The following is a 24,764-nucleotide window of genomic DNA, read 5'->3' on the forward strand; positions in this document are numbered from 1 at the left end:
CGGCCCCACAAAACCAGTCTATCGAGCCGAATTTTAAAGGGTATCGATGGCCTTTCTAAGCAAGGGATATAGAAGCCTGATAAAAGAAAACCCAGCGTGATGGCTGGGTCTGAGTTAGTTGGTCTGGCCGGATAAGATTGGCCTTTCACCAAAAGGAAAATCGGGCGTATCTGGGTAATCGCTGAGCTGTTTGCGGTCTTGGAGCAGCTGCATCAGTTGCTGTTCATTTTGGATTGGCGAGGTACGCAGCTCGGCAGGATACTTTTGGTCTCTTTCGTATTGGTCAATGCGGTTGATGACGTCCATCAGTGCGGCATTGCGCCACTGCTTCTCCTGTTGGGTTTTTACTGGTCGGTGACGTTCAATATCGTAAGCCCAGCCAAGTTCATCGCCCTGCCAGGAATCGAACTGTTCTGGCTCTAATAAGGTATGCGTGTTCGGTAGTTCGCCCAGCTGTTCAATCTGATAATCGTTATGTTCGCTTCTGTCTTTGGCGTAGGCGATTTCCCCTCGTTTATCGACAAGCTGCTGCCACTTTCCCTCGACAAGCTTAACCGCGTAGCCTTCATCTGGCTTTGGCGGCGCTTCCCATGAGCACGCTTGAGGCAGTGCGAAGTTGTAGTCAGAGACGATAAACTTGACGCCCCATTTATCGTAGAAAGGGGTGCCAATTAAGATGTCGTAGACCTTCCAGCCAGTTTGCTCGTTATGCAGCACAGTATGAAGCTGTGGGTCATGCTCTGGCGGCGCCTGTTGAATGGCCCACTCGGGGTAGTCGCCATCCGGTAAGCCAATAACGAACTGCTGACCTGAGTGGTTCCAATAGGGCTTACCTGTCATATCTTCAATTTCATCTGACCAGGTGTCGCTTTCGCGGTCATAGCGAGCGATCATGCCTGCACTTGATGGCGTGTAGATATTTTGGGTAAAGTCATTGCCGAGCGCGGTGCCCTTGGTGACATGCTCCTGGGTATTTTCCAGCCACCATCCATCGGGTGTGATGCGAGAGACGTTAACGGTTTGAGAGCGGTTAAAGAATTGAGTCATTAGGCCATCCTTACAATCCAGTTTACCTTGCGGTGGTTGATGGTGTTCTTCGCGGCGCCAAACAGAGCAATGGTGAGAGAGTGAGCATGGGCGCCAATGGAGACAGAGTGAGCGTGGTTACCAGAACCAGCGGTATTGTATCGATATCCATAAGAGGAATGGGCGGAATCCAAATAGCGACCGTTTGGACCATTGGAGGTACCGTAAGGAATACCATGCGAGTGGTTACCTGTAGTATTGGTGCTCTTTGAGCCAAGGTCTGTTGAGCTCGCTGTTGAGTTGGGGTGACCGTGCTGTTTGACCTGGCCTTCTTCCCAAACGCCGATGGTTTCATCGTCCTCTTTACCGATCACGCCGCAGCCGCGCATATCTGGGATCACGCCATCCGGCCATATCTGCGCCAGATGAGGATAAAGCTCGGTATCGAACGCTTGGTTCTTCATCATCGCGAAGCCTTCAGGTGCAACATCCGTGAACCAGGGAATTGCCGCGCCGACCGGGAATATCTTCGCCGCGAGCTTTAACCATAAGTTGCTGACCAGCTTATCGATGACATGGGTGACCCCTAAGGAATGAACTAGCTTCTTGACGGTTAAGAAGGCGTAATCGTCTTCTCCTTCATCCACTTTCGCCTCGGTGGCAATGGGAGCAATGCCGGCGCGCTGCTCTGTGGCGGTGGGCGTGCCAATCAGCTCGACAGTAATGTTATCAATCGTTGAGGCCGCAAGGTTCAGTTCGCACGCTTCAGTGACCACCGTATCCCTTCGTTTATAGGTGATGACTTCTCCGTCACGGCTATCGACCGCAAATAAGGTGCCATTCTCCAGCCAATAACCGAGCTCTTTGCCTTCAAACTCTTCTTCACCATCCCAGACAGTCTCGAAGTGCAGTTGCGATAAGCCGATGACTTCCCCTCGGGTGATGGCCTTGCGCTGAACTTCGTTTTTCAGCTCGGTTTGGTCTGCCGTTGGTGTGTATCCCTCGGTGCCAATACTGATTTCAGTAATCTTATAACTGATGCCCAGCTCGCCCGCCTGAACGGAGGCCGCGATACCGGCATCAGTAATCAATAAGCTCATTGTGTTACCTCGTATTTGTGCTGGTTTCTGATGTGTCGGCCATTCGACATTTGGTGGTGAACATCGACAGTGGAGCGGTAAATCCAGGCAATCTCAGTGTGAGGAAGTCGTTTTTGTTCGAAGGCAAGCCACGCCTGAACACTGAAATGACGAAACGCATCATGTAGGGAGCCGTAGATGAGATTCGGCGTACTGACATCATCAAACACTAGGCCGCTTTGATGGCCTGCGGTGGTGTTTAAGAGCTGCTGATAGTCGGATATCTTCCAGCCGAATCCCTGCTGCTCAAAGTTGGTCAGGAGTGACAGCTCAATGTCGTCATGGGTCTGTTTGAAATCTTTGGCGATACCCCTGATGGTGTTGGTGAGCTCTGGGTTCTCGGTTTCTTGCCAATACTCGCCCTGAGGCAGCAGTCCTCGGTATGCGTGTGCAAAATCGCCTTCACTGTACCGAATGATTAAGTCGGAGGTGTCCATGTGACGTCTCCCAATACGTGAATTTGATTGTTATTGATTGCAACTTCACCGACCGGTGCGGTGACGATAAAGTTGTTGGTTACCGCTGAAATTACTAACACGATTTCGGTGTTGGTGATGGACTCAGGATTGCGGGTCGCTGGGTCTATCTTGCCCATTTTCCCTTTTACGAAGTTTTCCAGTGCGGTGGTGACATCATCACGGACTATCTGGTCTTCAATCCCTTGCACCTCAATATCGAGTGGTACTTGCTCAGGCAGGCGCGCGAACGGGTGACAGCCTGCCAGACGATTGGCTTCGAAAGTCGCTTGCACTAGGTTGACTACTTCATCACTCAGGGTCGGGTCGTTTTCCCTGGCTCCGATATAGACCTGAACCATACCGCGCTCGGGAGTGTTATCGAGCGCCCAGGCAAAATCGACATCGGCGTGCGCCGATACCGACCACACTTGATAGTCTTCGGCTTTACCGATGAGCTCATTCTTTTCGAATGCGATGATGACTCGAGCTCGCCAGTGTTCGAGCTCTTCGATATTGGCGCCGCCTTCAATGCCTAGTGAGAGCACAGTATTAGGGTCAATACCGCTCAAGCCTTCGCTTAAAGTCAGCGTGGCACCATTGGCCAGATTACTTGCGATACCTGATTCAAGTGCAATGACCTCGACCGGCACATTACTGTATTGCTCTTGGGTGGTTTCGTACTCTTTATCACCATGAGTCAGACGCGTGCCTTTAGCGATCACTACGGTGCCATCGAGTTCGCTAAACTGGACGAAACCTTTAGCAAAGGTCGGTAGAAGTCGAGGGGTATCATGACGATTGGCATGCAGATACAGCCAGGCTTCTGAACAGGTTTCAGGGTGTAGCTGCCTGAAGAGCAAGTCTTGATAGCCATATTGACCGTAGCTTACGCCAGCGATGGCAGAGGCAATCGCTTTGATGGCTGGGTTGTTCTGGCCTGTTGCGTTGACCAGGTTGGCTTCTGCCCGAGCAATTAAGCTCTCGAGGCTGACTTGGGTACTCATTTGTTTACCTGTGTTAGTGGGACTTCAAAGGTTGAACCATCGGTCAACGTGATCATCACATTGCGACCCATTTGATTGGGTTTCTCTCTCCAGACGTTAACCTCGATGGCTTTGGCGTGGCCTTGTTCAACGAGCCAGGCGAGCGCCTCTTGATAGAAGCGTTTAGCCAGTCGTAAGGTCTCATCGGTTAACTTGGCTCTTTTCAGTGTCCAGTCACGTGAGCCGACAATCTCGATAAGCTCATTGCTCCAGCTGCCGCCACGCTGATTGCTTTCCATCCTGGCGCGGTCGTTTTGAGTCGACTCAGCGTAGTTGTAGATGCTTTGCCGCACTGCATGGGCCATGCCTTCTCTGGAGTTAATTGGCTCGGTCAGAGCACTGAGTTGAAAATGGTTCATGCGGCGTTCGGTCCTTGGGTTGTTTTGGTTGCATCGTCGTCTTCATAATCGTGGTCATGCTTCTCTACTTTGACCCCACCGAACGTACCCGAGGCGCCACCGACACTGCCGGCGACTACGGCGTCTTGGCCAACATTAAGGTTGCCCGCAATATCGACATCACCGGAGAAAGTAGAGCTGTCTGCGACAACATTGACCTCGGGCGCGGTGACAGAGACCTCGCTCGCGGCGATGATTTCGACTTTGCCTTGCGCTGCGTAGATCTTGATGCCTTGCTCGGTTTGGTGGATGAGGTTGCCTTTGTCATCCAGCATCGCGACTTCGCCAGGCTGCAGGTCTATTTGATAGCGTTCGTCTTCAACGTTGACGGTGATACCACGCGCCATCACGCCACCGATAAACAGGTTGTAGGCTTTTGCTTCTGGCAATGGCCGACTCATAAAGCCGTAATTGTGGACGCGTTTAATGCGGTCATTGGTTCGCCCCGTCGCGGTCTTAATTTGCAGCATGCCTGTGGTGGCGCCCGTAACTGTGCCGGTACCAATCAGGTTTTTAATCCGTGCCATTAGGCGTTGCTGTTGAAGGCGAGCACTAGACATGGCTTTGCTCCTTGAACGGCCTTGCTAACTCAACGGACGTGGTTGCCGAGCTTTCGGACACCGATAGGCCAAGTGACTTAATCACCAACATTTCACTGAAGTTTTGCTGCTTGTCGATCACGCGTATCACCCGGTTCAAACCATCAATCGCCAGCTGCGGAAATATATCGGCAATGGAAGTTGAAGCGGTCAGGCTCTCAGCGATAGCAAGGTTATGCTCATACTTGGCGCGCGATAAACACGCTTCACTGGTTTGCAGTTGGTCAGACGTGATCACTAAGCTGCGTGAACGGTCGATGCTTGGGTTGGTGACTTTAGCGCTGGCATCATCCCACTGGCCCTGTACTTCAATGGTGTGGAACTGTTTATTGAAAGCTCGTTTGATGTTCAGGCTGCTGACGTTGTTGCCGGTCTCAAGGCCAATATTATTGATGGTCGCGTGCGCGGTGTTTTCTATCGTCAGTACCCCGTTACGCTCAATCAGCATGTAGCCCTGTTCGCGAATCAACTGGGCGATGTTCTCGACCGGTGACTCGGCATTTATCTGAAACTCTTCTATCTTAGGCATGCCTTTGACCAGGCTCTGCACGCCTAAGCCGAAAGGCTTGGTCAGCTTTCTCAGTAGCTCTTCAACGTTGAGGTTATACAGCGCATCCATAGTGATACGCGAGTCAATCATGTTGGCGCTTTTGGAGCGTCCGACGATGGGCATCGAGAGTGCGGTCGCGCTGGTGTCTGACTCCACCTCATCGATTTGGCCAACCAAGATAGATTTGTCATTGAGAAAGAACTCAACCGACATCGGGCGAGTCATCGTCATCGGCTCAATGTCGCAGTTAAAGGTATGGGCTAACTGCTCCGTCGAGTAGTTGAGGTTTGCCTGATAGAAGATATGCGGCTTGCCATCGATGTGCATGGTGAGCTGGTTCATCGCACATCCCTTACCGCGATATCGCCGCGGATAAACAGTGGATGCTGTAGAGCATTCATTTTGGTAATGATGTGCTCATTGGTGTATTCATCGTGGGCGATGGTGAGCGCAGATTTGAAATGTGGTGACTGCACGGTTCGGTCGGCCTTAGTGCCCTGCGTGACTTTATCTTGCTGAGTTCGCACGTTACTTTTTAGCAGGGTCAGGGCGTCATAGAGTTCGATGCTCTCCTTGGTCGAAACCTGAGTCGTCTCTTTGATGCGCTCATCGATGCTGACCGCTAACGTCGACAGGTCGCTTTGCATAATCACAGGTTGCTTTTGCGCGAGGGTGATATCAAAGCGGTCGTTAGCTTCTAACTTGGTAATGTCCTTACTCATCTTCACCGCGCCGGTGACCAGCTGCACGTTGTGGTGTTTGGTCGGGCTGTCTGATTTCACTTCGCCAAGCATCAAGCGCTGGGCACTGCGCGAGTTATCGACCGCTTCGCTTTCTGAATCTGGTTCGGATTGAACACCCTGCGCGACGCTATCAATTGCCTGCGACAACCTGTCCGCGAACTCAGCTGGGTTGGTGCTCAAACTGCTTACCGCCGAGAAGGCTTCATTGATGGTCAGGTTGATGCTCTTTATCGAATCGTCAGCGAGGTTTAGGCGGTTGGTGATATCAACCAGCACGTTGAGTACTCGGGTGGTATCACTTTGTACCTGGTTAAGCTGGGAGACATCGAGCGCTTTGACCTGCTCAATGAATGACTGCTTAGAAAGGTCTTCGACGATGTTAGCTTGGGCTTTGGTGCGCACCGTTGTCGATGCCGTGATGGAGGGGCTGTCTCCAGCACGGACAAACTTGAGGCTTAAGGTGACCAATCCTTTCTTAGTGCTGATGCTGACCGAGTGTTCTTCAAACACAAGCGACAGCTCTCCAAGCCAGGGATGCTCTAACTCTCCCTTTGGCTCGGCTTCGAGGTTATCGATAAATGCATTGGCATCGGCCAGCGAGCTGGCACCGACGAATACCGCTTCAATGGTAAAGGCTCGGGCTTTCGCGCCCATCACTTTGATATGAGGCAGGTCAGCGTAGGGGATCTCACTCACCTGCAGGCGCTGACCACCATCAAAGGAGGTCGAGAGGATATTGAGCTTCAGCCCATTCCAGCGTGCGTACTCGTATTGTCGTTCCCACATCAGAAAACCTACCAATCGAAGAGTGAAAATGAAATTGGCAGCGGCAGGAAATTATCAGGACGGGATAGAGCGCTCAGCGCTCGTTCGGACTCACCCCTCCCTCCACACTAAAATTCCACACTGCAATTTTGCGATCCTATAAATGATCGTGTTTTGGTAGGGTTAGTAGAGCACAGCCCTTGATATATCTACATCGAGGGCTGTTTTAGATTGGGGATTTAGAGATCGTCTAGGATCGTATTTGTTCGTTTCGGGGGCAACTTCAGTACCTATAATCGTGAATTAAAGATGTACTTGTTTAGTGAGTCGATAAAAGTGTCAATTTTGTTTCGAGTTAATATAGTCGAGCACTTGCCAAGTGAACCGTGTTCAGAGAATGCGTTTGTAAAATCAAGCCAGCCATTATAAGCAACCAGTTCTTGAAGATCATACTCAATATACCCCCATTCTTCGTCAAAAGCTGCCTCGTAAACGTCTATATTTCCTTGCTCTTCGCAGCGTTTGGAACAGTGGAAAGAGAAGTACGTTGTAGTAGAAGACCCTGTATTGGTGTCGAACCCCCATGCATTAACTGATGCGGTTGATAGATTATCGAATATATTTTTATCGCAAAGCTCGCACTTGAGCTGGACTATATTTGATGGGGCAGTTGTCGGTCGATATGTGTTTAGTAGTTTGCTGGATTGCGGAAAATATCTATGCGCCAAGTCTCTCCCTGCATCTGTTTTCGCGAGTTCTCTCTCAATCATTGAATAGTTGTAAAAAATACATTCTATTTCACGGTTTATATCTTTAAACGTATCTACTAAGGTTTGGCTCGGTGATGTCGAATAAAAGCCAATGAATCCAGTACATTGAAATCTTTTTACCCTAGTAATGATATCTATCTCATCACTACTTCCAACGGCTGTACCGCTATGTGACTTATGCTTGCAGCTAATTAGCCAGCGTTTCCTTGACTTAGTTATTTGACCGTCAAGTATTTCTTTGACAATCATATCTTTTCCACCATCGGGTCCTATCCCAGGATGATGTTCGATTTTAAGCCCCAATAATTGAAAAAACTCACTAGCAAAGTTCTCAAACTCATCTGATTTGTTGCTTTTGATATTTGCCCGTTGAATTTCATTGAAATCTAAAATCGTCATGTCTAAAAATCCACCTATGTTGTAACGCCCAACATAGAGTATCAGGAAACAACAATTGCGTTACCACTTATTTTACATATTGATTGTTATAAGATTTTTCAATGATTTTAAGGTGGTCAGTAGTAAAAGGTTGGTATGAATTTCTAATTGTTTCACTTAAACATATCCATCTGCTTCACATCCCCCTTTTCCTTACACAACTCCGGCTGCAGGTCTGGGTCTGGTGGCTGGCCCACGGTATCAATAATCCCTTCAACTGACGTCAGTGTGTGAAACCGCACACCACAGTTAAAGTTCAGGCATTGCCAATAAGCTTTGCGCGTTTCGTTCGTCATCTCTTGAGAGGTGACGATGCGGGTTTTGCATCCGCATTTAGGGCAGGGCATTAACATCAATTCTCTCCTCTGGCTGACGGATTTGTTCAATACCCACCCCTAAGTAGTGAACGTGTATCAAGTCTAGGTCGTCACTAACCGTCCGTTTCGTAGCTGAACGGACATATATTTGTCTATCGGAACCTTTGCGCCGAGCCGCAGAGGTTTAACCAGGCATTTCACTCCCTGGGAACTCCATCCTGTCATGCGCCGAAGCTGCTCTAGGAGTGCCGAGTTACAGTTATTTTCAGTGCTCCAAGGGGAACCGCTCCGCGCTTCTTGAAGTCGCTTCACATCTTTCTTCTTAACTAAGGTGTAGCTCTCGCTGCAGGTTTCGATTAACTGACCGAACCACGAAAATCCAATGACCTTTTTGGTCGTTTCTCCGTACTGATTTAGCTTGGCTTCATATTCGAGTTTTGCGCCGATAGCTAACTGGCAGAACAAAGACCATTTTGATGAATCTGCGGCTTGCCTTAGCTCTTCGAGCTTGGGATCAATCGAGGTTTGATTGGGTAGAGTGCGGCGCAGGTTACGCCATAATGAAACAGGCTCGCCACCGAACTGCTGAAACTGCCGAATGCGATGAGTAGAAGCCCAAGCTCTGGCACGATAGGCCCATTCTTCGGCTTCATTTTCTGGCATGTGCTTACCGTTAATATTCTTAGAAACATACTTGGCGATGTAGGCGGTCGCTGTGCCCTTGGTCGGGTCCTCAACCTTTACATCAAAACGAATTTGGGTCTTAGAACCTAGCTCTTCTCTATCCTCACTGATGGCACGTTCTCTGAGAATCGACGTTACCTTGTCCGTATCTTCAGGGGCGCAGAATAGAAAGTAGTGCGCGTGACTGGTCGCGTCTTGATGTGGCTCCGCAACCCGAAAGCCAAAGTAATGAATGTCTAATTTCGCTAATTCAGCGCGGCCAATCGCCCACTTCTTCATTAAGGCTCGATGACCTTCTTTCACCGTCGCACCATCCCACTTGGGCGAGTTGCGATGGTACTTACTTGGCAGTGTCCAGGTCAGGAACAAGGCGACATAACCTAAGTCTTGCGCTAGCTCCTCGAATCCGCGTGAACGTACCATCATCTCGATGCGTCGATTCTCTGGGTTTGCTGTGGTGCGCTTGACCACCTCTTCAAGGTTATAGGCTTCACCAGTCTCGTTATTCATCACCGCCATCGACTCAACAAATCGCTTGGCTTCTCTTTGCTTCTGCATCCAGTTCGAGAATGAAATGGCACTGATATAGGGCTTTTGATACTTAGAGTCGCCAACACGATCTAAAGCGATTTGCGCATACTCGATATACTGGGCGCGAAGATGAGTTAGCCTACCAACAATCCAATCCTCGTTCTGCATCTTCAAAATCGCGATTTGCAGATCCTGCTCTAGTTCTTCAGCCTTCTTCTCACGTTTGGAGAAGTTAATCTGTGGTGCAGAGACGAATATCTCTTGTAGATTATCCGCTTGCTGGTGATAAACGTGCTCTAACGCTTCGCCAAAGCTAGCGAATTGCTCACCAAGTTCAGGATCAGAGATAAGCGCAGTGAGTTTGTCGGCGTACTCTTTGGCTAGCTCTTTGACTGCATCATCTCTCATCAGAATGGAGTGAGTGAGAGGTCGAGATTTCGCGCCCTTTCTGGCGTCAACGAACGGGAACTTATCTTCGAGGAAGTGAGATTGTTTTAGCCCGAAATTGACCGCATCTTCTGCCGCCCTAACCAGGTTCTCGCGAGTAGGATTCTTACGCCCCATACGCTGAACAATTTTACGCTTGATGTCATTTCTCACTAACTGAGGAAGCCGTGGGAAAAAGCGACGAGTAAAAGATGAGTATCTGGCGATACTTGCCGCTCGTCCCAGTTCCTCTAGTCTATTGAGCGCTTCATCTGCTTCAACTTGATTCATGGTCGCCTCTATGGCTTGGCGTTATTGATACAACCCCAGTGCTCAATGCAGCCCTGGGCCGTGCAGGTATAGGTCATCGGCTTGTGATCACGCTTAGATCGCTTCTTAATCCCGTGCTTCTTGCGCAGTTCCGCAAGTAGAAAACGAGCCCGCTCTGTCTTAGAAGGATCGGGATTGACCATACCTGCCATATCCGCGCAGGGTTTATGGCAGGGTGAAGTCGCAGTCATTGCGTACTGACCATTATCTGCATAGATGGACTGGCTCGGGCTGTACTCAATATCTTCACTCATAACTACCTCAGCTTGCAGAACTCACGTTGAATGTGAAAATACGCTCCTCTTTCAAGAACATCATGGCTTCTTGCAGGCTAGGGAAAAGCGCTAACTCCTTACCTTGAGATACCAGATAGATGGCTTCACGGTGTGCCTGGCTAAACACCGAAATCGCCCAGCCTAAGAAGGCGCCCTTGGTATCAGATTTAATGAACACGCAGGGAGGGTGATGAACCACACTGTCTAATGCGCGAGCAACAGCGCAGAAATCCTTGGCCACCAAGCCTCGCTCGCTGGAATGTATTTTTGAAACTTTCATACCGCTGCAAGCTCCTGTGCATCCATTACAATGTAACCGCCAGCGCCTTCTCCCTGGCTAAGCACGCCACGCAGCAGATGATTGCAGTCGAGCTGGGCGCAAGCCTGTTCAACTGCCGACTCTAACGAGTCAAACTCACCGAGCGGTGTGACTTCAGGTTCAAAGGTCTGGTTGTGGCGCTTGAGGGCGCCATCACCAAATAAACGAAGGGCGAAATACTTCATCTTCTTACTCCTCTAATCCGAGTTTGCTCTTAGCGAACTGAATAAACGCACGTACCTGAAGAGTGCTACCAACGAAACGAGTAACCTCACAGAGGGGCATGGTCATTGTGATGCCCCAACCATCATTGCCAGCGAAGTAGGCGGTGGCGGCTTTCGTGTCTCCAACGAATCCAGCGTTGTAGATCAAAACCGTGTCACAGCCTGAAGTAACCTTAGTGATCAGTTGCTTCATGCTCGTTCCTCCATCTCTGATTGAAACCTATCTAGCGCCTGACCAGCTTGCTTGTGAACATCTCGCCACAAGCGAATCAAGTTACTTTGTTGCTGTTCCTGCCCTTCGACTACGTTCTGCTGGTACTTACCTATATTAATTGCTGCGACATTTTGTAGGTGCAGGGCTTCGTCGATGGTACTGATTTCTATGAAGATTGGACGCTGACTCATGCCTTACCTCCAATGATTGCCAAGCAATATTGTTCGAACTGAAATAGCGCTTCGTCATCCCAACGGCCTAAGTCGCGCAGAGCGAGCATTTCTAGATACAAGCGGCGATTGTTCATATCGAGTTGCGACCAATGGTGCAATTGAGGCGTGGCTTGCTTATTGGGAGATGAGCGATACCAGCTGATGAAAGAGTGTGAGAAGAACACTCGAGCACGATCGCCTTGCATGGCGTTTTGAATATCAGCCAATACCTCAACGAGAGGTCGATACACCTCAATGGGTGGTAGCTTTTTGGCAATCGCATCAAGCTGCACCAGAATGTCGAACTGCTGTTCCTCACTACTTGCATCAAAGCGAGTAACGATTTGCTCGAATGAGCCTTTGATCAGTTGTTCTTGAAAGTTATCCATATCTACACCCCTGTAGAAGTTAAGAAAGACCTGGCATAGCTGCGCCATTGGCAATAAGGTCTACCCCCATTGCAAAAAATGGTTGAGCGCTACCGGTGCGGCTTTCTAGATCGTTGATAAGTAGCATCAGGTTGCTAATCCCAGCCTGTGCCGTTTTGATGATTGAGTTTCTTGTTGTGCGAGGAAGCGTTCGGTTTCCGGCATTGTCTATCGCCAGCTGCGAAATCTCCCCTGCGAGAATGGAGTTGTTCAGGGCGCGTTTAATGAAGCTTTCCGCCTCGCTACCTTGGGCAATGTGAGCGGTAACGAGGTCAAGCTTGCGTAGCACAACTTCTAAAATCACGTAATCGTTCGTCGCTTTAGAAATTGCCATCATCTCTGGTAAGGAAAGAACGTGCGGCTGCTCGGTGTTGAGCTTATTGCGCAGCATGTTTGCTCGCAGGCCACAGGTGTTGGCTATCTCTGTTAGCTCATTGCGGTGACGTTGGCGAAACAAGCTGCATGCCTCGTTGTACTCATGTTGTACATCCGCCAAAAAGACGCACATTGTTTGGTTTGTTTCCATATCAGATACTCTCTACAACGCGTAAGGGTTGAGTTAGTCGAGCTGTTCCATCGCTTCTCGGGCGGCCATTTCCGTCATCGCCACCATATTGATCAGCGTCTTTTCTCTGGGTTTGGTCTTGGGCTTGATGATGATGCGACCTTCATCAATAAACTGCTTTACGGTGCCTTCTGCCAGGCCAGTTAAAGTGCAGTAGTGCGCTACCGTGACATACGGACAAGCGATGGTGGTCATGAGTGGTTGGTTCATAGTGTTCACCCCAATACGCTTAGAACGCAGCAAAGAAATGCTGGTTCTCTGGTCTCACCGAGTCCTCGACGGCGTGTTGCCACATCGCAGCCATGTTGATGTAGTGCTTGCCCTTGCTACCTTGGCGTTCAATCACCGGAAGCTTGCCGTCGCGGATCATGTTGCGAATAGAGTTTTCAGAAACGTTCCAGCGACTAGCCAGTTCGTTGGTAGGGAGGTAAGCACAATCAGGTTGAATAGAAATTTGCATCGCTAGCTTCTCCAATAGGTCTGGTTGGTGTTTGAACTCTTTACACAAACGAATGCGTGAAAGGGTGACCATATTGACGAAGTGCTTTTTCTCGCAGCGTGTAGCCGCTTTCATCGGGAGCTTTCCTGACTCGATGAGTCGCTCAGCATCAACCAAATCAAGATGTTGACGGCGCGCATACTCTTCGAAAGGTAGGTACGGCGCATCTAGTTTAATAGGTGGCGTCATGGTATCTTTCCATACATGTTTGTGCATAACTGTTTATTACTATGTTTGGTGACCTAATGATAAACAGTTGTGTTTGATAATCTTTGTTGCACTTTATGATCGTTTATCATTATGTGTCAATAACTATGCGTGTTTATGTATGCGGGAATGGTATTTAAGCTCTGAGCTTGTGGGCTTAGAAGGAATGGCTAATTCAGTGACAGGAGTTAGCCAAAGAGCTAAAAGAAACAATTGGTTACGTAGAAAGTCTGCGCGTTCTAAGAATGCTATGGAGCTGCATATATCTAATTTTCATCCAGATATAAAAAAGCAGCTTATTGAGAAGTATGTCACAGACCCAAGTGAGGCTAAGTTACTCTTGGCACTTGAAGGGCCGACAGAAGATGCTGCCCAAGAACCAAGTAATGTTTCTAAAATAAAACCCATGACGGAAGTGAGAGACTGGTGTGAACTACCAGTTTTTGACGTGCATGCCGCAGCTGGGGCTGGCTCACTGGTAGAAAGTGAATACCAGATTGATCAGCTTATCATTCCAACCAGTCTATTAGCAGAGTTTGGCTTATCTCCCAAAGATGCTGCCATCATCTATGTTGATGGTAACTCGATGGAGCCAACCCTTAGCCACAAAGACCGCCTCCTGGTCGACACTCGCGAGCTCCAACACCCTGTAACCGATGGCGTGTACGTGATTCGTATCGATGATGCAGTGTACGTAAAGCGCTTAAAGTGGAACATTCCAAAAGGGATCTACAACGTTGTCTCAGACAACCCAGAACACGAATCCTTCGAGATAAACCACAAGAACGGCCGCACCTTTAAGGTTATCGGCAAGGCGCTAGCGCCGTTGTTTAAGAAGATTTTTTAAACCATGAGAAGGTGTGGATATCTTTTCTCATTGATGTGGAATGATCTGTTCCATACAAATAGAACTGTGATAGTCGCTTGGATAAAAGTGTCTATCAGGCGGAAAATTACTATTGTTTTTACTCTTACTAGTCTTTTAACGTTCAAAGCGCCAATCTGGCGCTTTTTTTATGCCATTAATGATAGTGGTGTTAATAAGGCGAATGAATTTGATATATTGGAGAACATTAATGTTTGAGGAACTATTTGGTTTGCCCGAACTAACTGATTTGCAGATAGAAGAATTGCATAAATTCCTACATTCATTCAGTGGTTATGAGTTCGAGTTTGAATATATAAATATCGAAGATAGTGATTTTCAAAATTTATCTAGATACATTGAAATTAAATACGTAGGTTCTCATACATTAAAAATAATAAATAATTGCCTAATATCGATAGAAGACCCTAGTTATCTTGACAATGATAAAATTAAAGAACTTATTGATTGGTTATGTTTAAATAAAATTGAAGCTCATGTAATTGGGATATCTAAGATATTTAATGATTGGTCTTTACTTTACCCATTGTATAACTTGGTTTCCGTTCAACTTTGGGATGGTTATGGCCATAGTGAGCCAGGAGAATTCCCAAATCTAACAGACTTAACGATAGATTCACTATCAAAAGAAATAGTTAGTTTCTTGGGATTAGCAGTAAAAAATATCCAGAGCTTAGAAATAGAGGGCTCTAGCCAAATTAAAGTGTCGACTAAGCTATTAAATGAATTTATAAGTTTAAATTTATTAATGCTAAATAACGAAACTAAAGTTGATTTTACTAAGTTGCTATTGTCAGAGCTAAGAGTTTTATCTACAAATCAGGTTGTTACACTAGATGATCTTTCAGGTTGTCCTAATATCTCTTATTTAAGGTCGAAAATTGATACAAATATATCTCAAAAATTAGGACCGTCTTTAGTATCTCTAAATGTTCATGCTGGTGGTTCAGATGTATGTAATTTGGATAATATTAAAACAGATAGGCTAAAAGAGATATCTTATTATGGTAAGGTTAATTTATCTATAAGTAAAACAATACCAACTGTTGATGGGCTTACAGAAAGGAATAACACTGTATATTATGAGAATAATAATTTTAAGATATCTATTCTTAGTTTTATGCCTAATTTAAGACGCTTAGTGTTACGTGGGAATAAAATTGACTTTGATATTTATAATGATTGGGTTCACTTTAATTTAGAATCAATTTCTGCTATTAGTTGCGGTTTGGATAGTATTGATTTTGTGAGGTATTTCCCTAAATTGTCAAGTGCTATTTTGACGGGCAATAAAATAAGCAATATAGAGGTTTTGAAGGATTGGGATTCTGTTAATTATATTAACCTATCATATAATCAAATAATAGACATTCCAAAAGAAGTGTCGGACAAATATTTACTTTCAACGGAGAGGGTAGGTATAAAAAAATCCGCTAACCATTCGACTATAAATATCACGGGGAACCCGTTGATATCTCCCCCAATAGAGATAGTCGAGCGTGGATCTAATGCTATAAAGCCTTACTTTGAATCAATGGTCGGTGAGACTGAAGAGTTAAATGAGGCTAAAATAGTATTTCTTGGGAATGGTGAAGTTGGTAAAACATCGCTAATGAAGGCTCTTAGTGGGGAGTGTTTTGACGCTGAAGAAGAGACAACTCATGGGATAAATATCAAGAAATATTCTGTTCCAATTAATGAGCAATGTTCAGTTGATGCATCTATTTGGGATTTTGGTGGTCAACAGATAATGCATGCAACACATCAACTATTTTTATCTCGGCGTTGTGTTTACGTATTAGTTATAAATGATCGTAAAGATGATTTGCAACAGGAACAAAAAATAAATTATTGGTTACAACAGGTCCAGACATTTGGTGGCAATTCAAAAGTAATTATTATACGTAATAAATCAGATATGTTTTCTTTGAATAACGTACCAGAGGGAAGGCTAAAAGAAAAATACCCTAACCTTGTTGCTATAGAACCTGTTTCATGTAAGACAGGGCACAATTTAGAGAGAGTTAGGAACCTTATCAATGAACAGGTCCGTCAGTTACCGATGCGTAAAGTTAGGCTCGCAAAAAACTGGATTAAGATAAAAGAAGAAATTAAAGCTCTTTCGTTTGAATATGACCATCTACCATTATCTCGGTTTTCTGATATTTGTAATATTAATGGTGTTACTGACTTTGAGGCTCAAAAAACCTTAAGAGATTTACTACATGATTTAAGTGTGATCATCGCATTTGAAGAGCTTGATGGCTTCGATATGGGGATATTGAATCCACATTGGATCACAGATGGGATTTATACTCTTATTAATTCAGAAGTTTTAGAAAAAAAGAAGGGTTATATTAAGTTGCCTGATGTTCAAGCTGAACTAGATAAAGTTCATCCTGGAACATATTCCAATAAAGCACGGTTTATTGTTGAGTCTATGATGCAATTTGAACTTTGCCACCCTGTCGGTAGTACCAGAAGTGGCACTTATCTTGTGCCGAACCTGTTACCTAATGAGATTAGATCAAAAAAAATAACATATGGAGAGAATACAATTAAGTTTCTCTTCAAGTATGATAACTTACTACCGCCTTCGATAATTCCAAGCTTTTTAGTCAGGATGAGTAAACAGATATCGGATGATAAGAGGTGGCGTACAGGTGCTATATTGACCGATACTAGCTTAGGTGTTCAAGCAATCGTTGAAGAGGACAGCGTCGAACGTGAGTTAAAAATCGTAGTATCAGGTACTCAAGTCCGCGATTTTTTCTCTGTTATTCGTCATGAAATTCGTAACTTGAATGAACCTAACACAAAGGCTCTTGGAGTTCGTGAGCTTGTCCCTTTGAATGGTCGATTTGTCGAATATGTCGATTACGAGGAGCTTATTGGCCTAGAAGTCATGGGAAAAGCTACTTATACTAGTGGTAAACTTAAGGAAGACTTCTCTGTATCTCGGCTTTTGAGTGGTATTGAATCTAGGGAAGAGACTGAAAGCTCTGTTGCCCGTCAACGCGGTGAGGATATAAATGTGACTGTTGAAGTAAAGCAAGGTGATATTAACATCAAGACTGGTGATCAGATTACCAATACCACCGTTACATCGGAACAATCTCAAACGGTGAAGCAATCTCAGAAAGTTGATATTAAAGTTGAGCTTAAGAGATTGAAAGGTACAGGTGGCTATGTAATTGATGATTTAAAATCTGATGCAGAGTACGAAATCTCGAATGAAGTAGATAGGGAGCGTTTTGTGCGAGAATGTGATCGCGTAAAAGGAGCTCTTTCTGAAATAGAGCAAGTCGAGACCCCAGAAGAAGCTGATGAAAAAGTTGGGCACTTTATGCGAGTTCATGACTTTTTGAATAACGCTTTAGATAATGTAGGTCCAATAGGCGAATCTGTAGCTGCTTTAGGTAGTAGTATCAGTAAAGTTCGTGATTTGGCGAAAACATATAATAAAGTGGCAAGTTTTTTTGGCCTTCCTGTTATACCAGAACTATTACTGTCATAGTTGAAGCTACACACTAATCACCTAAGGGAAGCAATCTTGCTTCCCTTTTTAGATCCTGAAACATGGTAAGTATTCGATATCATAGCTTGGCATATAGAGCTTAGAAATGGTGGAACTAGGTGTTGACTTTGAAGCCACAATGGTAATTGTTGTGCGTGCTTCTTACATTGGAACATTGATAAGTTAACAACAAAATAATACTGTATGTAAATACAGTATCTCGGGTTGTTTTATGTCTATTCGAAACCTAAAAGACGGCTCTAAGAAGCCATGGCTATGTGAATGTTACCCACAAGGTCGAGGTGGCAAGCGGGTCCGAAAAAAATTTGCTACCAAGGGGGAGGCCAAATCATTTGAATTATTCACGATGAGAGAGGTGAATGATAAACCATGGCTTGGAAAGAAAACCGATCACCGCCGCTTACAAGATTTACTTGATACTTGGTGGCAAGTTCATGGGCATACCGTTAAAACGGGCGAAAAAACCTATGTTGTATTGGCAAAAACCGTCCAAATGTTGGGTAACCCTATTGCCAGTTTGTTTACTGCTAATGACTATTTAAAATACAGAGCAAATAGGGTAAGCCACCACCCTACAAGGCCGGACCTCGTGATATCTGCCACCACTCATAATATAGAGCTTAAAACCTTCCGAGCTATGTTTAACAAGCTTACCAAGTATGGTTATTGGGAGCAGCCTAATCCTGTAGCAAATATTGAACTAGTGAAAGATAGTGAGCGCGAGTTAGCCTTTTTGACTAAAGAGCAGATCGCCCCATTTTTAGAGCGTGTACGTAACGACAATAGCCCTTCAGCGAAACAAATATATGTTGCATGTAAAATCTGCTTAGCGACTGGAGCACGTATTGGGGAGGCGTTAGGGTTGAAGCGTTCTCAGGTTAGCGGCAATAAATTGCTGTTCACGGATACGAAAGGTAAGAAGAATCGTTCGGTACCAATTTCTGCTTCTTTGTATCATGAAGTATTGAATGTAGGAGTTAGTGAGCATACTTTGTTTGACGTTCGTTATTATGCGGCGTGGGAGTGCGTGAAACGCGCTCTACCTGATCATGTCCCTAGTGGACAAGCTACCCACGTTTTAAGGCACACTTTTGCAAGCTACTTTATGATGAATGGGGGGGATATACTGGTACTGCAGCGTATTCTGGGCCATAGCAAAATCGAACAAACCATGGCTTATGCGCACTTCTCACCAGACCATCTTATGCAGGCTGTTCAGCTAAATCCTCTCGAAAACTAGCAATGAAAAAGTGGCGACAAAGTGGCGACAACTGTCAGTTAACCTCGGTTTTTGTCGGTTATTGTCAGTAAATCGCCACTATTTAGTTAAGCTGGTTTGTAGTTAAATCAACTAGTTACGCTACCTCAGTCTCATCTGCGATAAAACCACCCGTCTGATGAGCCCATAGCTGGGCGTAGATACCGCCACTTTCAACTAGCTCTTGGTGGGTGCCTTGTTCAACGATTTCGCCTTTATCTAACACGATTAAGCGATCCATTGCAGCGATGGTCGATAGTCGGTGAGCAATCGCAATTACAGTTTTGCCTTGCATAAGCTCGTTAAGACTCTCTTGGATTGCTGCTTCTACTTCCGAGTCGAGAGCAGAGGTGGCTTCATCAAGGATAAGCAGCGGCGCATCTTTGAGTAGCACGCGAGAGATTGCGATACGCTGGCGTTGGCCACCCGAAAGTTTCACGCCTCGTTCACCTACTTGAGCATCGTAGCCCGTGTTACCAAACGGGTCACTGAGCGCTTGAATAAATTCATCAGCATGGGCTTGTTTAGTCGCTTTTAGAAGGTCTTCTTCTGACGCGTCAGGGTTGCCATACAAGATGTTATCGCGAATCGAGCGGTGTAGCAGGGACGTATCTTGCGTCACCATACCAATCTTGCTACGTAGGGAATCTTGAGTGACGTCTGAGATCACCTGACCATCAATTTTAATCTTGCCGCTTTCAACATCGTGGAAGCGCAATAGCAAGTTGACTAAGGTGGATTTGCCCGCGCCCGAGCGACCCACTAGGCCCACTTTTTCACCCGGCTTGATATTGAGATTTAAGTGGTTAATGACCCCTTTCTTTTTATCGCCGTAATGAAAACTGACGTCCTCAAATTCAATACCGCCTTGCTTAACTTCCAACGGCAGAGCGTTTGGCTTATCTTGGATATCAATTGGTTTCGCCATGGTTTTCATGCCGTCCACTACCGTACCCATGTTTTCGAACAGCGCACCGACTTCCCACATGATCCACATCGACATACCGTTGATACGCAGAGCGAGGGCGATCGCAATCGCGATAGCGCCGATACTGATTGAGTTGTCCATCCATAGATAGATCGATAGGGCACCAATTGAGAAGACTAAGATGTAGTTGGTAATTTCAACCGCGACATCAAAGCCAGTGACCAGTCTCATTTGGCGATAAACAGTGTCAAGGAAACCCGTCATGCCTTTTTCAGCATATTCAGTTTCCCTTTTGCTGTGTGAAAACAGTTTAACAGTAGCGATGTTGGTGTAACTATCTACGATACGCCCTGTCATAGTTGAACGGGCGTCTGCTTGCTCCGACGCGACTTGCTTTAGCTTTGGTACAAAATAAATTTGGATGCAAATATAGCAAGCTAGCCAGATCACCATTGGGATCATCAGACGCCAGTCAGCTTGAGCAAGTAAGACGACGATAGAGGTAAAGTAGACCGAAACGTAGACGAACACATCCATCGACTTCATTACTGTTTCCCGCACCGCAAGAGAGGTCTGCATGACTTTCGTTGCCACACGACCAGCAAAGTCATCTTGATAAAAGTTGAGACTCTGTTTGAGCAGATAACGGTGTGTGAGCCAACGAATCGACATTGGGTAGTTACCCAGTAACGTCTGGTGTACCAAAAGTGAGTAACAGACAACAAGAATAGGCATCACTACCAGAAGCAACATTCCGTAGAAAATGAGCGCGCTCTGGTTGTCTTGCCAAAACGTCTCTGGGTTACTGTTTGACAGCCAGTCAACCAGATTGCCCATCGCGCCAAACAGGGATACTTCGACGATCGCAACAATGGTTGACATGATCGACATGATAATCAGCGGGATTTCAAACCCTCGAGTATAGTGACGGCAAAAGGCAAAGATGCCTGTTGGCGGCTGATCTGGCTCCTGTTGTGGGAAAGGCTGAGTAAAGCCTTCGAACTTCTTAAACATATGTATTTCCTAAACACGCAAATAAAGCAGAAGAGATGCCGTAAGGCACGAGCGTTCGTCCATAAATAGGCAGGGTTCGGTTATGGTATACCCTCGTTCTATGAAATGTAACCAGTTTATTATTCTTTCCCTTGCATAATATTCATCGACCTCTGGATGAGTTTTGTTCTGACAGTGACTTTAACTGTTATACGTAGCTGACTCAGTTAAACTTGCTGAAATGAATGCATAATAACAGGTCAGTTCAGTAATCTTTCGTTTAACAATATGTCTACAATTGGCGTTAGTGAGTGAGATTAATTGAGTTTGTCACAATGTTGAAACAGCAAGCCATACTAAAAACTAAACCATCTTCAGTACAGAACGCTAACTGCGTGGTCATGGTTCCACCTAAAGAATTTGCGTTTAATGCTGAAACGGCAAAAGACAATGAATTCCAGCATCAAGTGTCGGATTCGACCAGTCAAGTTCGTGAAAAAGCAATGCAAGAGTTCGAGACTATGGTCGATACGTTGCGCAAAGCGGGTGTTCAGGTTGTGGTATTTGATTATCCGCTCGGTGGTGTCGAAACACCTGATGCGGTGTTCCCAAACAATTGGTTTAGTACCACCGCAGATGGAACGCTTTACACGTTTCCGATGGCTTGTAAAAACCGTCAGCAAGAAGTTAAGACCGATGCTTTGGTTGAAGCGTTAGAGTTCGCGGGTCGCCCTGTTTTAGGTCAGGATAGCCTGACTTCTTACCTAGCTCATGATGCTCATTTAGAGAGCACAGGTGTTATGGTGAAAGATCATGTTAATAAAACTGTCTACGCGGCGCTATCTCAACGTTGTGATCGCGAAGTTCTTGAAGACTACGCACAACGTATCGGTTATGACCGTGTGGTCTCTTTCCAAACCGCGCTGCCGTCAGGTAAGCCTATTTATCATACCAATGTGATGATGGCGATTGGTGAGAGCTTCTGTGTCGTTTGTGATGAAGTGATCCCTGAATTTGAGCGTCGTTTTGTGATTAAGTCGCTGGCGAAAGATAAGCAGGTGATTTCAATCTCGATTGATCAGATGAACCAGTTCTGTGGCAATATTCTTCAGCTAGAAACGGTCAACGGTGAAAAAGTGATTGCGATGTCTCAGTCTGCATACGATGCATTTTCGCCAGCGCAACGTGCCCAGTTATCGAGCCATGGTAAGCTGTTACCATTCAACGTAAAGACGATTGAAAACATTGGTGGTGGTAGCGTTCGCTGTATGTTGGGTGAAGTGTTTTTACCAAGCCGTACCCATCAGCTTTAAACTGGGAACCGCAAATGAAACAGACAAAATCGACGCTTTTAGGGCGTCGATTTTTTGTTTTCTGGCGGACGAATGTGCTTCGGATACTGAGTGTTCGTACTACTGGTAGTATTTTTCAAGATAGTCGCGCAATACGTCAATATCGACGGGGACAATCCCGCCTTTATCAGGCCCTTTAGCCACTAATCCTTCGCTGATCAGTTCATGGATAATACGTGTATACGCTCTTTCGGTGCAGCCAAAGCGTTGTGCTTCCTGATACATATAGGTATGGCCGGATGAACGGGCGCTGTTACTGTATCGACTGACGAGATCTTTGATGATGTTAAATTTAAGCGGATACAGCGAACGCTCTATCGCAATATGCATAGTATTGAGATAGATGTTGGACATTCTATGTGTCATCCAAAATGCGACACTGCCGTCAGAAATCAGCAGTTCAGCAAACTTATCCAGTGGGATCACGATCAGTTGTGCATCTGTGGTGGCGATGACGCTGAATGGGCTGGGGGCATCGGAGAAAAATTCCATCTCACCAAAAAAATTATCTTCTATGTAATAGTCACCCAAACTGAGTGTTTTGCCATTTTCAGCGGTGTGCAGAACAGAAAATTGTGCCGCCTCTGACCAATAGACATCATTGACTTCGCTATGCTGACGTATGATGTGGTCGCCTTTTTGCACTTGAATAGTTCGGTATTGTTCATCTTTCACTAACTGACGGATTTTGTTCAGTCCATCACTTAAAATCTTGTTCTTATCCATAGTGAATTTTCGTTATTCAACAAAGTGTTGAATGATTTAGCCTCTGACCGGACAATTGTCGTGTTACTTATGTTAGATAATCATATAACATGAATTTTATTGTAATCAAAAACAAAGGATAAAGTGTGTGAATCACGATTATTGCTATAGTTGCAATAGCGTGTTGTTTTACCTCTTTACCGTATAAGCAGTGAAAGTTAGGACTGAACCCGATGAACTATTTTGATCTCCCGAAAATTGATCTCCATTGCCACCTTGATGGTAGCCTTCGCCCACAAACGGTAATTGATTTAGCTGCCGAGCAGAACATCGAGCTGCCAAGTACCGATGCGGATGTCATCAAAGAGATGATGGTTGCTCCAGAGACTTGTCCCAACCTGCAAGAGTACTTAGATCGTTTTGCACTGCCAATTAAAGTGATGCAAACAGCCGAAGGCATTGAGCGTATTTCGTTTGAACTGTTCGAAGATGCCGCAAAAGAGAATGTAAAATACTTAGAAGTGCGTTTTGCGCCACACCTTCACATTCAAAATGGTCTTAGCCATGAGCAGATTATTGAAAGTGCAGTAAAAGGTATGAAGCGTGCGGAAGCGCTGTATGACATCAAAGGTAACTACATTTTGTCTGCGGTTAAGTTCTTACCTTCAGACACAATCCCTCCAGTATTGGATGCAGGTGAAAAGTTCCTAGGTGATGGTGTTGTGGCGTTTGACTTGGCTGGCAGTGAGTTGGACAACTTCGCCCACGATTATGTGACTTACACTCAATATGCTCGTGACAAAGGCTACCGCATTACTATTCACGCGGGCGAGCAGGGCTGCGGTCAGAACGTTTATGATGCCATTGAATTGCTAGGCGCTGAACGTATTGGTCACGGTGTTGCCATTAAAGACCATGCGGAAGCTTACCAACGCGTTAAGCAAGATGCAGTGGGTCTGGAAGCGTGTCCAAGCAGTAATGTGCAAACGAAAGCGATCTCTGAGCTTAAGCTTCATCCGCTGAAAGATTTCCACAAAGACGGCTTACCAGTAACGATCAATACTGATAACCGTACGGTTTCTAATACCACCATGACTCAAGAAGTTGAAAAAGTGATGGAACTGTTTGAGCTAACGGCAGAAGACTATGCGCAAATCTACCGCGCAAGTGTTGAGCAGTGTTTTGCTAGTGAAGAAGTGAAACAGAAGTTGATGCAGTACATCTAAACGCTGAGGCTGAAAAATGAACATGAAAACCGCCCAAAACAGGGCGGTTTTTCTTTTAGGTGATTAGAACTTCACTTGGTGATCTTCCCATCCTGCATCGGTTTTGGTTTGTGTTACGACATAGTGGCCAGACAAACCAAGTTGCAGCATGTCTGTGGCCCAGTAGCTGACTTGAGCTTCTGCACCGTAGACACGTTTAGGATCGGCTAGCCCAGAGATAGAGAAATCATCTTCGTACTGAACTGTTGCGCTAGAGTGTGAGTAGTAAATCGCTGATTGCAGTGACAGATTATCTAGGTCATTGCGATAACCGATTTCGTAGCTGTCTGTTTTGATTCCTTCGAGTTTAGATGCCGCGACATCTTGCGTCGCACTCTTGCTATAGTAGCGATACAACTGAGGGATATCGAAACCTTGAGAGAAGTTAGCCCAAACTTGAGATGTTGGATCTAAGTGATAAATCATGCCAAGGTTGAAGAGACCTTCAGCGTAGTCGGTTGCACCACCAGGAACAAACGTCGAGCTTGGTTTAGCTTGAAAATCGGCAACATCAATGTCCATGTATTGGTAGTGGCCTTGGATGTCATTGATTACATGAACTAAGCCGCCGGTCGCTTCGTTGCTTGCATTTCGTGCAACGATATCCGCCAATTATCCAATATATCTTTGCGCCATGTTCGCTATCGCGATCGGCATCCTTGCCTACTTCTTTGGACGG

At 45.8% G+C, this 24,764-nt stretch carries 27 protein-coding genes and 1 pseudogene; 5 read left to right on the top strand and 23 right to left on the bottom strand.

All coding sequences use genetic code 11. The features are described 5' to 3' along the window. Positions 1-114: 114 nt before the first annotated feature. The 20 genes from QTN95_RS06260 to QTN95_RS06355 all read right to left on the bottom strand — a co-directional run bounded on the left by QTN95_RS06260 (position 115) and on the right by QTN95_RS06355 (position 13,142). Positions 115-1,047: a hypothetical protein gene (locus tag QTN95_RS06260; RefSeq protein WP_331416774.1), complete on the bottom strand. Its 933-nt coding sequence runs from the start codon at positions 1,045-1,047 to the stop codon at positions 115-117. Then, the gene (locus QTN95_RS06265; protein ID WP_331416776.1) at positions 1,047-2,126 is read right to left on the bottom strand and encodes a phage tail-collar fiber domain-containing protein; all 1,080 of its coding nucleotides are present in this window, start codon (positions 2,124-2,126) and stop codon (positions 1,047-1,049) included. The genes QTN95_RS06260 and QTN95_RS06265 overlap by 1 nt, the downstream gene beginning before the upstream one ends. Continuing rightward, complete coding sequence (locus QTN95_RS06270) at positions 2,123-2,602, bottom strand: hypothetical protein (protein ID WP_331416777.1); 480 nt, start codon at positions 2,600-2,602, stop codon at positions 2,123-2,125. Before QTN95_RS06270 ends, QTN95_RS06265 begins: the two co-directional genes overlap by 4 nt. Beyond that, positions 2,584-3,627, bottom strand: a complete 1,044-nt coding sequence (locus QTN95_RS06275; protein ID WP_331416778.1) for a baseplate J/gp47 family protein — start codon at positions 3,625-3,627, stop codon at positions 2,584-2,586. The genes QTN95_RS06270 and QTN95_RS06275 overlap by 19 nt, the downstream gene beginning before the upstream one ends. Next, positions 3,624-4,025 carry a phage GP46 family protein gene (locus QTN95_RS06280; protein WP_331416779.1) on the bottom strand — a complete coding sequence of 134 codons (402 nt, stop codon included), beginning with the start codon at positions 4,023-4,025 and terminating at the stop codon, positions 3,624-3,626. Before QTN95_RS06280 ends, QTN95_RS06275 begins: the two co-directional genes overlap by 4 nt. Then, positions 4,022-4,624, bottom strand: a complete 603-nt coding sequence (locus tag QTN95_RS06285; protein WP_331416780.1) for a phage baseplate assembly protein domain-containing protein — start codon at positions 4,622-4,624, stop codon at positions 4,022-4,024. The genes QTN95_RS06280 and QTN95_RS06285 overlap by 4 nt, the downstream gene beginning before the upstream one ends. Then, complete coding sequence (locus tag QTN95_RS06290) at positions 4,617-5,555, bottom strand: phage tail protein (protein ID WP_331416781.1); 939 nt, start codon at positions 5,553-5,555, stop codon at positions 4,617-4,619. Before QTN95_RS06290 ends, QTN95_RS06285 begins: the two co-directional genes overlap by 8 nt. Continuing rightward, complete coding sequence (locus QTN95_RS06295; RefSeq protein ID WP_331416782.1) at positions 5,552-6,742, bottom strand: DNA circularization N-terminal domain-containing protein; 1,191 nt, start codon at positions 6,740-6,742, stop codon at positions 5,552-5,554. The genes QTN95_RS06290 and QTN95_RS06295 overlap by 4 nt, the downstream gene beginning before the upstream one ends. 269 nt (positions 6,743-7,011) lie before the next feature. Continuing rightward, positions 7,012-7,890: a restriction endonuclease gene (locus QTN95_RS06300; RefSeq protein WP_331416783.1), complete on the bottom strand. Its 879-nt coding sequence runs from the start codon at positions 7,888-7,890 to the stop codon at positions 7,012-7,014. Between the two features lie 152 nt (positions 7,891-8,042). After that, positions 8,043-8,315 (bottom strand): ogr/Delta-like zinc finger family protein, encoded by a 273-nt coding sequence (locus tag QTN95_RS06305; RefSeq protein ID WP_443088854.1) that lies wholly within the window; start codon positions 8,313-8,315, stop codon positions 8,043-8,045. Between the two features lie 33 nt (positions 8,316-8,348). Further along, the gene (locus QTN95_RS06310; RefSeq protein WP_331416784.1) at positions 8,349-10,178 is read right to left on the bottom strand and encodes a replication endonuclease; all 1,830 of its coding nucleotides are present in this window, start codon (positions 10,176-10,178) and stop codon (positions 8,349-8,351) included. Between the two features lie 8 nt (positions 10,179-10,186). Next, a complete protein-coding gene (locus tag QTN95_RS06315) occupies positions 10,187-10,471 on the bottom strand; it encodes a hypothetical protein (RefSeq protein ID WP_331416786.1) in 285 nt (94 codons plus the stop codon). 7 nt (positions 10,472-10,478) lie between these two features. Beyond that, positions 10,479-10,772, bottom strand: a complete 294-nt coding sequence (locus QTN95_RS06320) for a hypothetical protein (RefSeq protein ID WP_331416787.1) — start codon at positions 10,770-10,772, stop codon at positions 10,479-10,481. Continuing rightward, positions 10,769-10,996, bottom strand: coding sequence for a hypothetical protein (locus QTN95_RS06325; protein WP_331416788.1), 228 nt, complete (start codon positions 10,994-10,996; stop codon positions 10,769-10,771). Before QTN95_RS06325 ends, QTN95_RS06320 begins: the two co-directional genes overlap by 4 nt. Before the next feature lie 4 nt (positions 10,997-11,000). Continuing rightward, the gene (locus QTN95_RS06330; RefSeq protein ID WP_331416789.1) at positions 11,001-11,228 is read right to left on the bottom strand and encodes a hypothetical protein; all 228 of its coding nucleotides are present in this window, start codon (positions 11,226-11,228) and stop codon (positions 11,001-11,003) included. Further along, the gene (locus tag QTN95_RS06335; protein ID WP_331416790.1) at positions 11,225-11,440 is read right to left on the bottom strand and encodes a hypothetical protein; all 216 of its coding nucleotides are present in this window, start codon (positions 11,438-11,440) and stop codon (positions 11,225-11,227) included. Before QTN95_RS06335 ends, QTN95_RS06330 begins: the two co-directional genes overlap by 4 nt. Further along, positions 11,437-11,850: a hypothetical protein gene (locus QTN95_RS06340; protein WP_331416791.1), complete on the bottom strand. Its 414-nt coding sequence runs from the start codon at positions 11,848-11,850 to the stop codon at positions 11,437-11,439. Before QTN95_RS06340 ends, QTN95_RS06335 begins: the two co-directional genes overlap by 4 nt. Before the next feature lie 19 nt (positions 11,851-11,869). Beyond that, positions 11,870-12,415: a phage regulatory CII family protein gene (locus tag QTN95_RS06345; RefSeq protein ID WP_331416792.1), complete on the bottom strand. Its 546-nt coding sequence runs from the start codon at positions 12,413-12,415 to the stop codon at positions 11,870-11,872. Between the two features lie 33 nt (positions 12,416-12,448). Further along, a complete protein-coding gene (locus QTN95_RS06350) occupies positions 12,449-12,664 on the bottom strand; it encodes a hypothetical protein (RefSeq protein WP_239926528.1) in 216 nt (71 codons plus the stop codon). A gap of 19 nt (positions 12,665-12,683) precedes the next feature. After that, a complete protein-coding gene (locus QTN95_RS06355) occupies positions 12,684-13,142 on the bottom strand; it encodes a helix-turn-helix domain-containing protein (RefSeq protein ID WP_331416793.1) in 459 nt (152 codons plus the stop codon). A gap of 184 nt (positions 13,143-13,326) precedes the next feature. Between QTN95_RS06355 and QTN95_RS06360 the strand changes: the two genes are divergently transcribed. The 3 genes from QTN95_RS06360 (at position 13,327) to QTN95_RS06370 (ending at position 18,824) form a co-directional block, all read left to right on the top strand. Next, positions 13,327-14,007 (top strand): S24 family peptidase, encoded by a 681-nt coding sequence (locus tag QTN95_RS06360; RefSeq protein ID WP_443088855.1) that lies wholly within the window; start codon positions 13,327-13,329, stop codon positions 14,005-14,007. 229 nt (positions 14,008-14,236) lie between these two features. Then, positions 14,237-17,563 (top strand): COR domain-containing protein, encoded by a 3,327-nt coding sequence (locus QTN95_RS06365; RefSeq protein ID WP_331416795.1) that lies wholly within the window; start codon positions 14,237-14,239, stop codon positions 17,561-17,563. 232 nt (positions 17,564-17,795) lie between these two features. Continuing rightward, entirely contained in the window at positions 17,796-18,824 is a 1,029-nt protein-coding gene (locus QTN95_RS06370; protein ID WP_331416796.1) for a phage integrase, read from the top strand. A gap of 115 nt (positions 18,825-18,939) precedes the next feature. On the opposite strand, the gene QTN95_RS06375 is transcribed toward QTN95_RS06370, so the two are convergent. Further along, positions 18,940-20,784, bottom strand: coding sequence for an ABC transporter ATP-binding protein (locus tag QTN95_RS06375; protein WP_331416797.1), 1,845 nt, complete (start codon positions 20,782-20,784; stop codon positions 18,940-18,942). Positions 20,785-21,098: 314 nt separating this feature from the next. Between QTN95_RS06375 and QTN95_RS06380 the strand changes: the two genes are divergently transcribed. After that, positions 21,099-22,076, top strand: coding sequence for an arginine deiminase-related protein (locus tag QTN95_RS06380; RefSeq protein ID WP_331416798.1), 978 nt, complete (start codon positions 21,099-21,101; stop codon positions 22,074-22,076). A 99-nt stretch (positions 22,077-22,175) separates the two neighbouring features. Here QTN95_RS06380 and QTN95_RS06385 read toward each other — a convergent pair whose 3' ends face one another. Further along, positions 22,176-22,841, bottom strand: coding sequence for a Crp/Fnr family transcriptional regulator (locus QTN95_RS06385; protein ID WP_331416799.1), 666 nt, complete (start codon positions 22,839-22,841; stop codon positions 22,176-22,178). Between the two features lie 212 nt (positions 22,842-23,053). On the opposite strand from QTN95_RS06385, the gene add reads away from it, so the two are divergent. Beyond that, positions 23,054-24,046: an adenosine deaminase gene (add, locus tag QTN95_RS06390; RefSeq protein ID WP_331416800.1), complete on the top strand. Its 993-nt coding sequence runs from the start codon at positions 23,054-23,056 to the stop codon at positions 24,044-24,046. Positions 24,047-24,121: 75 nt separating this feature from the next. Here add and QTN95_RS06395 read toward each other — a convergent pair. Further along, positions 24,122-24,670: pseudogene (locus QTN95_RS06395) on the bottom strand (TonB-dependent receptor domain-containing protein); the annotation flags it as partial. Positions 24,671-24,764: the final 94 nt, after the last annotated feature.

The organism is Vibrio sp. M260112, assembly GCF_036533775.1.
Taxonomy (GTDB): Bacteria; Pseudomonadota; Gammaproteobacteria; order Enterobacterales; family Vibrionaceae; genus Vibrio.